The organism is Roseateles sp. FW305-36, assembly GCF_058787015.1.
Genome location: NZ_JBYSZK010000015.1, coordinates 96,638 through 108,496 on the forward strand (window position 1 = coordinate 96,638; position 11,859 = coordinate 108,496).

Annotated in this window: 5 protein-coding genes; 2 read left to right on the plus strand and 3 right to left on the minus strand. The window is 71.1% G+C overall.

Annotated elements, in window-relative coordinates; all coding sequences use genetic code 11:
- Window positions 1-15 precede the first annotated feature (15 nt).
- Together ppk1 and sixA are read left to right on the plus strand one after the other, a co-directional pair.
- Complete coding sequence (ppk1, locus tag AC3WOE_RS23810) at window positions 16-2,076, plus strand: polyphosphate kinase 1 (RefSeq protein WP_492693875.1); 2,061 nt, start codon at window positions 16-18, stop codon at window positions 2,074-2,076.
- A gap of 7 nt (window positions 2,077-2,083) precedes the next feature.
- Window positions 2,084-2,545: a phosphohistidine phosphatase SixA gene (gene sixA, locus AC3WOE_RS23815; RefSeq protein WP_492693876.1), complete on the plus strand. Its 462-nt coding sequence runs from the start codon at window positions 2,084-2,086 to the stop codon at window positions 2,543-2,545.
- Here sixA and AC3WOE_RS23820 read toward each other — a convergent pair whose 3' ends face one another.
- The 3 genes from AC3WOE_RS23820 to AC3WOE_RS23830 form a co-directional block, all read right to left on the minus strand.
- A complete protein-coding gene (locus tag AC3WOE_RS23820; RefSeq protein ID WP_492693877.1) occupies window positions 2,546-2,950 on the minus strand; it encodes a GFA family protein in 405 nt (134 codons plus the stop codon).
- Between the two features lie 121 nt (window positions 2,951-3,071).
- Window positions 3,072-10,181: an SPM autocatalytic domain-containing protein gene (locus AC3WOE_RS23825; RefSeq protein WP_492693878.1), complete on the minus strand. Its 7,110-nt coding sequence runs from the start codon at window positions 10,179-10,181 to the stop codon at window positions 3,072-3,074.
- Between the two features lie 156 nt (window positions 10,182-10,337).
- Complete coding sequence (locus AC3WOE_RS23830) at window positions 10,338-11,831, minus strand: Ppx/GppA phosphatase family protein (protein ID WP_492693879.1); 1,494 nt, start codon at window positions 11,829-11,831, stop codon at window positions 10,338-10,340.
- Window positions 11,832-11,859 lie beyond the last annotated feature (28 nt).

An 11,859-nucleotide genomic window follows, 5' to 3' on the forward strand; every position in this document is an offset into this window, starting at 1 on the left:
CATACACTTTTCTTCATGACCGACCCGACTCCGCTGAAGCTCCTCAACCGCGAACAGGCCATCCTCGAGTTCAACCGCCGCGTGCTCGCCCAGGCCCAGCGTGAGGACGTGCCCCTGCTGGAGCGCCTGCGCTATGTCTGCATCGTGTCCAGCAACCTCGACGAGTTCTTCGAGGTTCGCTTCGCCGACATGCTGGAGGCCGCGCGCGACCCGCTGAGCACGGTGACGGGCCAGGACGTCGACCGCGTCGGCCGTGCCGCCCACACGCTGATCGACGAGCAATACCTGATCTTCAACGAGCAGCTGACGCCGCTGCTGCTCAAGCAGCGCATCGTCATCCTCAACCATGCCGACCGCGACGGGCCGCAGCGGCAGTGGGTGGCCAAGTACTTCGAGCGCGAGGTCAAGCCGCTGCTGGTGCCTGTGGGCCTGGACCCGGCCCATCCCTTTCCGCAGGTGGCCAACAAGTCGCTGCACTTCATCGCGCGGCTGTCGGGCAAGGACGCCTTCGGCCGCGACAACCGCATCGCCATCGTCAAGGTACCGCGGGTGCTGCCGCGCGTCATCAAGCTGCCGGCGAATCTCTCCGACGGTCGCCAGGCCTTCGTGCTGCTGACCAGCGTCATCCGCGCCCACCTGGAAGAGCTCTTCCCCGGCCGCAAGGTCGAGGCCTTCTCGCAGTTCCGCGTCACGCGCGACTCCGACCTGGAAGTGGACGAAGAAGAAATCGCCAACCTGCGCCACGCGCTGCGCTCGGGCCTGACGACACGCCACTTCGGCCGCGCGGTGCGGCTGGAGGTCGTCAACACCTGCCCGGCCGAGCTGTCGGAGTTCCTGCTCGAGCAGTTCGGCCTGCCGAATGCGGCGCTGTACCGCGTCAACGGTCCGGTGAACCTGGTGCGGCTGAACGAACTCATCGACCTGACCGATGCGCCCGCCCTGCGCTTCAGGCCCTTCGAGCCGGCCTGGCCGACGGGGCGGCTGCCGCGCCACAAGTCCATCTTCGACAAGCTGAAGAAGGGCGATGTGCTGCTGCACCATCCCTTCGAGAGCTTCGAGCCCGTCGTGCAGATGCTGCGCGAGGCGGTGCTGGACCCCGACGTGCTGGCCATCAAGCAGACCATCTATCGCACCGGCGCCAAGTCCGAGCTGATGGACCTGTTGATCGAGGCGTCGCGGCGCGGCAAGGAGGTCATGGCCGTCGTGGAGCTGAAGGCGCGCTTCGACGAAGAGGCCAACATCAACTGGGCCGAGCGCCTGGAGGCGGTCGGCGCCCAGGTCGTCTACGGCATCGTCGGCTACAAGACCCATGCCAAGCTCTTGATGATCACGCGGCGCGAGAACGGCAAGCTGCGCCGCTACGCCCACATCTCGACCGGCAACTACAACCCCAAGACGGCGCGCCTCTACACCGACCTCGGCCTGCTGACGGCCGACTCCGACCTGACGGCCGATGCCGACTCGGTGTTCCGCCAGCTCGCGTCGCTGGGCAAGTTCAAGGCGCTGCGGCGCATGCTTCTCGCGCCCTTCAACATGCACAGCCGCATGCTGGAGCTGCTGGCCCAGGTGGAGGCCGCGGCATTGGCCGGCTACAAGGGCGCACGCATCGTCGTGAAGATCAATGCGCTGACCGATGCCGAGCTCATCCACGGCCTGCTGCGCACGGCCCAGGCCGGCGCCAAGGTCGACCTCATCGTGCGCGGCGCCTGCATGCTGCCGCCGGGCCTGCCGGGCGTCAGCGACAACATCGTCGTGCGCTCCGTCGTCGGCCGCTTCCTGGAACACACGCGGGTGCTGTATTTCCGCTGGGGTGAGGGCGCCGAAGCCGATCCCGGCGAGGCCCTGTTCCTGTCCAGCGCCGACTGGATGAGCCGCAACATGTTCCGCCGCATCGAGGTGGCCTGGCCGGTACTGGACGCGCGACTGCGCCAGCGCGTCATCGACGAGGCCTTGCAGCCCTATCTGCATGACACCATGGACGCCTGGCAGCTCGGCCCCGACGGCCGCTCGGCGCGCATCAGCGACAGTGGCGTCAGCGCCCAGCAGGCGCTGATGCGGCGCTATTCCGAGGGGTGAACCCGCGATGGACCTGATCCTGTGGCGCCATGCCGAAGCCGAGATCGCCGCGCCGGGCCAGGACGACCTGCAGCGCGCGCTGACGCCCAAGGGCGAGCGCCAGGCGCGGCGCATGGCCGCCTGGCTCAACCACCGCCTGGCCGCGACGACGCGCGTGCTGGTCAGCCCGGCCCTGCGCTGCCGCCAGACGGCCGAGGCCCTGGGCCGCGAGGCGCGCATCGTCCCGTCGATTGCGCCGGACGCGCCCCTCACGGCGCTGATCGAAGCCTCGCGCTGGCCCAGGTCCAGCGAACCGGTGCTGCTCTGCGGCCATCAGCCCACGCTGGGCCAGCTGGCAGCGCATCTGCTGGCCGGCGTCGAGCAGGACTGGGCCGTCAAGAAGGGCGCCGTGTGGTGGCTGCGCTGGCGCCAGCGCGATGGCGCGCCCGAGGTCACCCTGCATGCCGTCCAAGGTCCCGACGCGCTGTAGTCAGAGGTGCCTGGTCTCTTCCGGCTTGTGCCACCAGTTGTTGTGCAGGCCGTCGTAGTACTGGATGGGTGCCGCGACCAGTTCCTCGGCCGGCACGTCGTCCAAGGCGGTGACCTTGACCGACACGAAGGGCCCGCCCATTTCTTCGATGTGGCCGTGGCCATACGAGCGAACGCCGCAGGTCTTGCAAAACAGGTTGTGGATGCTGTTGGAACCGAACTGGTAGTCGCTTTGAGCGTCTTCGCCTGACAGCAGGCGGAAGGCGTCGGGCTTGACGCTGGCGCTCCAGTTGCGCGTCTTGAAGCAGATGGAGCAGTTGCAGCGGCCGGTGCCCGCCGCGAGGTCGAGGTCGACTTCGAAGCGCACGGCCTTGCAGTGGCAGCTGCCGGTGTAGGTCTTGAGCATGACGGGCGTCTCCTGATGGGGGGCGGGCCCGCATGCTCACCGACGGTGGTGTCAGGCCTTGGCAGCAGTGTCCCGGGCCCGGTCGTGATCCGACATCGCCAGGATGCCCGGGTTCGACGCTTCACCAGGCATTCATGACGGCCTGGCGCTGTCTTTCATCGAACTCGCGCAGCTGGTGGTCCAGCTGGGCCAGATGGGCCAGCGGATCGTGGCCGCCGGTGAGCGGCGCGTGCACGCTGGTGCTGCCGTCCAGCAGCGGCGTCGAGGGCCCCTGCAACAGGTCGGACAGGGCCGGCAGAGGCTGGGTACCGCTGCTGGTCTGGGCCTGACCGAACCAGACGTCGTCCAGCTCGTGGCGGCCGCCGTCCTGGGTCGTGTAGCCGGCCTGCAGGCCGATCAGGTTGCCGTTCTGCACGGTGCTGGTGTGCGCGGCGCTCAGGTCCAGCTCGACGATGCCCAGGTCCGCCAGGCCCTCCAGCTGGCCGCCCGACTGCGAGCTGCTGCCCACCCAGACTTTGAGATGGCCGAACTCCGCGTCGGCCGCCGTCAGCTTGCCGTCGTGGTTGCTGTCCAGCTGGGCCAGGGCCTGGAAGCCGTTCTCGGCCAGCTGGCCGTTGGGCAGCCGCGTGGCGGTGCCGAACAGTTCGCTGCCGTCGTCGATGCGGCCGTTGCCGTTGCGGTCCAGGGCCAGCAGGCCGCTGTTCGCGCCCACCCAGCCGATGTGCTGGGCCTGGCCGGTGGCATTGATGTCGAAGCTGATGCCGTGCGCCGCGTCCACCGTTTGCACGCCCAGGCCGCCGAGGTCCAGCACCAGGGGCGAGGCGCCGGCCAGCGCGTTGAGCTGGTCGGCCGACATGGCTGAGCGCTGCGCGGCCGTGAAGGCGGCGACATGGTTCATGTCGATGCCCGACAGCTCGGCCGTCGTCATGGCCGAGATCTGCTGGGGCGTGAAGGCCTGCAGCGCATCGGTCGTCATCGCATTGATCTGGCTGCCGCTCAGCGCGCCGGCCTCGGCGGCGCCGAGTGAAGGGATCTGCAGGGCACTGAGGCGGCCGAAGCTGCCCGGCGTCAGCGCGGCGACCTGGTCGGTGCCCAGCATGGCCAGCTGCGAGGCCGTCAGCGCCGTGATCTGCCACGGCTCCAGCGCGGCCATGTGGGCCGGCGTCAGCACGGCGACCTCGGTGGGAGTCAGCGCGCCGAACTGCTGGGCGCTCAGCATGGCGACCTGGTCGGGCCGCAGCTGGCTGAACTGGTTCACCGACATCGCATGCAGGGCGTTCGGGTCCAGCCCCGGCATGGCGGCGTCGGCCAGGGCGGCCAGCTGGCTGGCGCTCATCGACAGCACCTGGGCGACGCTGAGGCCGCTGACCTGCTCGCCGTCCAGCGTCGCGATGACGGCGCTGGACAGGCTGCTGAGTTCGTAGGGCGAGATGGCGGCGAGCTGGTCGGGGCCGAGGCTGGCGAACTGGCTGGGGTCCAGGGCCTGCAGCTGGGTGGCACTGAGGCTGGCCATGACCTGGGGGCTGAAGGCCGACAGCTGCAGCGGCTGCAGGGCGGCCAGCTGCGTGGGGCTGAGGGCCTCGGCCTGGTTGAGGGTCATGCCCAGCAACTGGCTGGGCTGCAGGGCGGCGATATGGGCCGGCGTCAGCGTCGCGATCTCGGACTGCGTCAGCGCGCCGAACTGCTGGCCGGTCAGCATGGCGACCTGGTCGGGCCGCAGCTGGCTGAACTGGGCCACCGACATCGCATGCAGGGCATCGGGCGCCAGGCCCGACATGGCCGTGTCGGCGATGGCGCCGAACTGCGTCGGCGTCAGCGACAGCACCTGGGCCACGGTCAGGCCGCCGACCTGCTCGCTGTCCAGCGTGCCGATGATGGACGTGGCCAGGCCGCTGAGGTGGTAGGGCGAGATCGCCGCCAGCTGCTGCGGATTCAGGCTGGCGAACTGCGACGGGCTCAACGCGGCGAGCTGGGTGCCGGTCAGGCTGGCGATGACGGGGGTGCCGAAGGCCGCCAGCTGCTGGGGCTGCAGCACGGCCAGCTGGTCGGGCGACAGCGTCTGCAGCTGGGCGCTGCTCATGCGGGCGATCTGGTCGGCGTTCAGCGCCAGCAGGCCCTGGGGCGAGATGGCGGCGATCTGCGTCGGGTCCAGGGCGGCGATCTGCGCATTGGTCAGGGCACCGATCTGCGCCGCCGACAGCGCGGCGATGCCGGCCAGCGAGACCGCGTGCAGGGCCGTGACCGTCATGCCGGCCAGGCTGTCGGGCGCGATGGCCTGCAGCTGCTGCACGCTCAGGGCCAGCGTCTGGCTGCTGTCCAGGGCCTGGATCTGGGCGGCCGAGAGCAGATGCAGAGCGTCGGTGGCGAGCAGGTTGACGTCTGCAACGGGCAGGGCCGCGATCTGTGCGCTGCTCAGGCCGCTGAACTGGTTGCCGTGCAGGGCCTCGAACTGCGTCGTGGTCAGGGCGTGCAGGGCGGCCGGGTTCAGCGCGGCGACCTGTTGCGGCGTCAGCGATGCCAGCTCCGCGAGGCCGAGGCCCGGCGCCTGGCTGGCCGTCAGCGCGGCGATCTGGTCGGTGCTCAGGCCGGCCACGGGCGTGGCGGTCAGCAGGGCCAGTGCATCGCTGCTCATGGACGCGAACACATTGCCGTTGAAGGCGGCCAGGCCGGCGGTGCCCAGCAGGGCGAGCTGGTCGGTGCTGAGGGCGGCGATGGCCGCGCCGGACAGCGCGCTCAGCTGGGCCGTGCCCAGGCTGTGCAGCTGGTCGTTGCTCATGGCGGCGAGCTGGCCGCCGTTCATGCCGGCCATCTGCGCGGTGCTCAGCGCGGCGATCTGGGTGGTGCTCAGCGCCGCCATCTCGGTCGCGCTCAAGGCCACGATGGTGGCCGAGGGCAGGGCGGCGATCTGCGCGCCGCTGAGGACCTGGAAGTCGGCGCTGCTGAACTGCTGCACCTGGTTCATCGTCAGCCCGGCCAGCTGGGCCGTGCCCAGCAGCGCCAGTGGCGCGCTCAGTGCCGGCCAGTCGGCGGCCGGGATGGCCGAGATCTGGTGGCTGGTCAGGGACTGCCATTGATCGCTGCCCAGCTGCAGCAGCTGCGTCGACGTCAGGGCCTGCAGGGAGGTCGCGGGCAGCGCCTGCAGCTGGGTCGTGCCCAGGGTCTGCAGTTGGGCCGCGTTCAGGCCGGCCAGGGCGCCGGCGCCGAGGTTGGACAGTTGTGCCGTCGACAGCGCCGCCAGCTGGGAAACGGAGAAGCCGTCGAACTGCTGGCTGGTCAGGGCATGCACGGCGGAGGTGGACAGCGAAGTCACCTGCTCGGCCGTCAGCCCGTGCAGCTGGGCGCTGCTCAGTCCTGCGACCTGCGTGCCGTTCAGCGTCGAGACCTGCAGCGTGGACAGTGCCGCCAGTTGCGTGGCCGACATGCTCGCCACCTCGGCGCGGCTCAGCGCGTGCAGGGCGGCCGTGCCCAGGCCTTGCAGCTGGGCCGGGTTCAAGACGGCCCATTGCTGGGTGCTCATGGCGCCGATGACGCTGGCGTCCAGGGCCGCGACCTCGCTGGCCGTCAGTGCCGCCACCTGCTGGCTGCTCAGGCCGGCCATCTGCGCGCTGCGGATCTCGTTCCATTGCAGGTCGCTGAACTGCGCCAGGCCGGTGAGCCCCAGGCCGCGCATCTCGGCGGTGCTGAGGGCCGCCAGCTGCGTGGCGTCCAGGACCTGCAGGCCGGTCGCGCCCAGGCTGTTGAACTGGGTGGAGCTCAGCGCCGCCAGCGCCGTGGGGCCGATGGCCGTCACCTGGGCCGGGCTCAGCGCCTGCAGCTGGGCCGGCAGCAGCACGTGGGCGGCCTGCGAGCCCATGGCCTGCAGCTGGTCGGTGGTCAGCAGGGCCATCTGGGCCGGCGTCAACGCTGCGGCATTGGCAGCGCTGAGGCTGCGCAGCACGCCGCTGCCCAGCGCCGCGATCTGGTCGCCGCCGAGCTGCTGGATCTGGTGGGTGCCGAGGTTGTTGATCTGGCCGCTGTTGAGCACGCTGATCTGGTCCGGCGTCAGCGCGCGCAGCGTGGCATCGTTCAGCGCATGCAGCTGCGTGGCGCTGAGGCCCTGCAGCTGCGGCGTGGTCAGGGCGGTGGCCTGCTCGGGCGTGATGCTGGCGATCAGCGCAGCGGGCAGGCCGGACATCGCGCTGGAACCCAGGGCGGCCAGCTGCGTGCCCGACAGCGACTGGAACTGCGTGGGGGTCATGCTCGCGGTCTGGCGGGCTCCCAGGGCGGCGATCTGCTCCTCGGTGAGTGCGGCCAGTGCGGCGGTGCTGAGGCGGGCGAACTGGCCCGGGCTCAGCGCGGCGATCTCGGCATCGCTGAAATTGGCCAGCGTTGCCGCGCCCAGACCGGCGACCTGGTTCAGCGCCAGTGCGGCGACATTGCCGGCGCCGAGGGCGACGATCTGGTCGGCCGACATGGCCGCCAGCTGGGCGGCTTGCAGATTGGCGGCGGCCGTGGCCGACAGGGCATGGATCTGCTCGGGGTGCAGGCTCTGGATCTGGTCGGTCGTCAGCGCCATCACGGCGGCGGCGCCGAGGCCGTGGATGGCGGCCGTGCTCAGCGCCGCCAGCTGCGTGGGGCTCAGCAGGGCCAGGGTCTGGGCGCTGAAGGCGGTGGCCTGGGCGCCCGTCAGCGCGCCGAGCTGGTCCACCGTCAGCGCGGCGAAGGCGCTGGTCGACAAGGCCTTGAGCTGGGCGCCGCTGAGAGCGGCGATCTGGCTGCCGCTGAGTTCCTGCACGTCGGCGACGCTCAGGGCCGCGAGCTGGCGGTTGCCCAGGGCGGCGAGGGCGGTCGGCGCCAGGAAGTGCAGCTGGGCTGGATCCAGCGCCGCGATCTGGGCGGGCGTGGCGCCAGCCATCTGCCTGGCGCTCAGCACGGCGAGCTGGTCGGGGTTGAGCGTGGCGATGGCGCTGGTGCTCAGCTGCGCGAACTGCGCCGACGTCATGCTGGCGACCTGGGCGCTGCCCAGGCTCTGGATGTGGCCGGCGTTCAGGGCCTGCCATTGCACCGGGCTCAGCGCGGCGACCTGGGTGGCGCTGAAGGCCGCGAACATGCCGGGGCTGAGGGCTGCCAACGCGGCCGTCGTCAAGCCATGCAGGGCCGGCGTGCCCAGGCTGTGCAGCTGCTCGACGTCGAGGGCCCCGAGCTGCGCCGGCGTCAGCGCCGCGGCGGCCGTGCTGCTCAGGCCGGCCAGCGTCGCCGTGCTCAGCGCACCGAGCTGCTCGGCCTGCAGCAGCTGCAGTTGATGGGCATTCAGCGCGTTCAGTTGGCTGGCGCTGAGATAGGACATCTCGCTGTCGGTCAGGGCCTGCACGGCGCCGTCGTTCAGGCCGTGGAACTGCGCGCTGGTCAGGGCCTGGAACTGGCCCTGGCTGAGCACCTGCATGTCGGCCGCGCTCAGGCCGGCCGCCTGCGCGGTGCCGAGGGCGTGCAGGGCGGCAGTGGACAGGGCCGCGACCGCGTCCACGCTGAGGCTGGCGATCTGGCCGCTGGTCAGGCCGGGCACCTGGCGAGGGCCGAGAGCGGCGATCTGCTCGGGGCTGAAGGCGGCCAGGGCGTCATGGCTGAGCGTGCCGATCTGGGCGCTGGACAGGCCGGCCAGCTGGGCCGGCAGCAGCGCGCCGATCTGCTCGACATGCAGGGCGGCGAACTGGGCCGTGGTCAGCGCGGCGAGCTGGGTGGTGCTCAGGGCCTGCACCTGCTCGGCGTCCAGCCCGCTCAGCTGGGTGGGCTTGAGCGCATGCAGGGCCTGGGTGCTCATGGCCTGCCATTGCGTGGGCGAGAGGGCGGCGAGCTGGTCGGCACGCAGGCCCAGCACGGCCGTGGCGTCGAGGCCGTGCAGGGCGCTGGTGGACAGCGCGGCGAGCTGGTCGCTGCCCAGCAGCTGCATCTGGTGGGTGTTGAGGCCGTTGAGCTGGGGTGCGCCGATGGCGGCCCATTGCTCGCTGCCGAGGGCGCCCAGGCTGGCGTCGGACAGGCCGCGCATCTGCACGCTGCTCAGGCCTTGCAGCTGGCCGGGCGTCAGCGACGCGATCTGGTCGGGCGTCAGCGCGGCGAGCTGGGCGTTGCTGAGGCCATGCAGGGCCTGGCTGCCGAGGGCGGCGACCTGGGTGTCGGTAAAGCCGGCCAGCGCCTGCGCGGTCAGGCCCGGCGACTGCGCCGACGTGAGGCTGGCGAGCTGTTCCGGCGTCAGCGCCTCGAGGGCGGCCAGGCTGAGGTGGGCCAGCTGGTTGGCCGACAGCCCGTGCAGCTGCTGCGTGCTGAGGGCCTGCAGCTGGTCGCTGCCGAGCGCGGCGAGCTGGGCATTGCTGAAGGCGGCGACCTGGGTCGCCGTCAGCGCCTGCAACTGGTCCAGGCTGAGGGCCTGCAGCTGGCTGGTGGCCAGGCCGTTGACGGTGGCCGTGCCGAGGGCGGAAAGCTGGTCGCCGGACAGCAGGCCGAGCTGGTCGGAACTCAGGCCTGCCAGGGCCTTGGCGGTGAGGCCGGCGAAGGCCTGGCTGTCCAGGGCCTGGAGCTGGTCGCTGCCCAGGGCGGCGAGCTGGTTGCCGTGCAGGCCGGCGGTCTGGGTGCTGGCCAACTGGCTGGCCTGGTCGGGCGTCAGGGCCTGCAGCTGCGCGTTGGTCATGCCGCCCAGCTGGGTCGGGGTCAGTGCCGCGACCTGGTCGGAGGCGAGGCCGGCGACGCTGGCGGTCGACAGGGCCGCGACCTGGTTGGTCAGCAGGGCGTGCAGTTGCGCGGCGCTGAGCTGGCTGACCTCGGGGCTGCCGAGGGCGGCGATCTGGTCGGTGCCCATGGCCGTCAGGGCGGCGGTGGCGATGGCCTGCACCTGCGAGACATCGAGGGCGTCCAGCACCGCGGCATTCAGGGCCGGCGCCTGGCGGCTGGTCAGGGCATGCAGGCCCTGGGTGGGCAGGGCGGCGAGCTGGTCGGGAACGAGGGCGGCGAACTGCTCGCTGCTGAGCAGGGGCAGGCTGTGGCCGTTGAGGCCGGCGGCACCGTCGCTGTCGAGGGCGGCCACCTGGGCAGGCGTGATGGCGCTCCAGCCCGAGGCGGGAATGACGGCGACCTGGGCGCTGGTCAGCGCCGCCATCTGCGGGGCGCTGAAGGCCTGCCAGTCGGCGGGTTTGAGGGCGGCGATGGTGGCCGTGCCGAGTTGGGAAATCTCGTCGGGGGTCAGGCCGGTAATGCTGGACATGAGTGACTCCGTGCCGAGCGCTCAAGTTCCGTCTCGACTGGCCGACAAGCCTAGGTTCGCCACCCGCCGGGCAAAGCTCGAACTACGCCGTCATTCCGGACGACGAAGCACTCAGAAGCATTGCTTTACACGCTCACCCCTCCCGGGGGGCTTCTGTCAGCTTATCGACAGCGTCAGCAGCCCGGTGCGGGCCCAGGCCTCGGCCTCTTCCTTCAGCAAAAAGCGCGTGCGCGCCTGTTCACCCGACCAGGCCTTGGGCACGTGCAGCGTCAGCTTGTGGCCCTCGCGCTCCAGCCGCGGAACCGCGGCGGCGACCGGCGACCGCGCATGGCAGAGGATGACGGCCAGGCGCAGCGCGACGAGCTGCTCCAGCAGGCTGGGGTCGTTGAGCTGGGCTTCGAGCTTGCGCAGGCCGCCGCGCTGGCCCAGGGCCAGGGCCGCGATGCGCTGCAGCTGGTTGGTGGAGAAGCCCGCCGCGTCGACGTGGGCGATGACGTAGGCGCTGTGGCGGTGGTGGTCGTGGTGGGACACCAGCATGCCCAGCTCGTGCAGGGCGGCGGCCCAGCGCAGTTCACGCAGCAGCTCGGCCGAGGGCTTGGGCGCGAGCTGGTGGTAGAGCTGGTCGGCCAGACCGGCCACGCGCTCGGCCTGGGGCTTGTCGACACCGAAGCGCTCCTGCAGCTCGGCGACCGAGCCGGCCCGCGGGTCGCGCGCGCCACTGGGCTGCAGGCGTTCGACGAGGTCGAAGATGACGCCCTGGCGCAGCGCGCCCTTGGTGGGCAGCAGCTCGGTGATGCCGAACTGGTTGAGCAAGGTGTAGAGGATGCACAGGCCGCCCGCCACCACGGGGCGGCGGTCATCCTTGAGGCCGGGCAGCTGCAGCTTGTCCTGCGAGCCGGCGGCCAGGCATTGCTCGATGCACCAGCGCAGCGCCTCGGGCGTGATGCGGCCATCGGTCTTGCCGCTGGCGGCGAGGATCTGCGACACCGCGCCCACCGTGCCGGAGGAGCCGAGGGCTTCCTTCCACAGCTCGGGGCGAAACAGCGTCAGCGCTTCCTCCAGCTCGGCACCGGCGGCCACCTGGGCGGCGCGGAAGGATTCGGGCGTGTAGCGGCCGTCGGCGAAGAAGCGCAGCGACAGGCCGACGCTGCCGACGCTGAAGGATTCGGCCAGCAGCGGCTTGCGGCCCTTGCCCAGGATCATCTCGGTGGAGCGGCCGCCGATGTCGATGACCAGGCGCGGCTTGTCGGAGGGCTGCAGGCGCGCCACACCGGCAAAGATCAGCCGGGCTTCTTCACGGCCGGCGATGACTTCGACGGGGTGGCCGAGTACCGCCTGGGCGCGGGCCAGGAAGGCGTTGCGGTTGCGCGCCTCGCGCAGGGTCTGCGTGGCCACGGCGCGGATGCGCTCGGCCGGGATGCCGACGAGCTGCTCGCCGAAGCCCTTCAGGCACGTCAGGCCGCGCTGCATGGCCTCTTCGGTCAGCATGCCCTGGTCGTCCAGGCCGGCGCCCAGGCGCACGCTTTCCTTGATGTAGCTGACGCGCTGGTAACGCTCGCCGGCCAGGCGGGCCAGCTCCAGGCGGAAGCTGTTGGAGCCGATGTCGATGGAGGCCCAGATCTGGCCGGCTGTGTCGGGGCGCGTCGTCATGGCGGCAGATTGTCGGGGCAAAATTTGA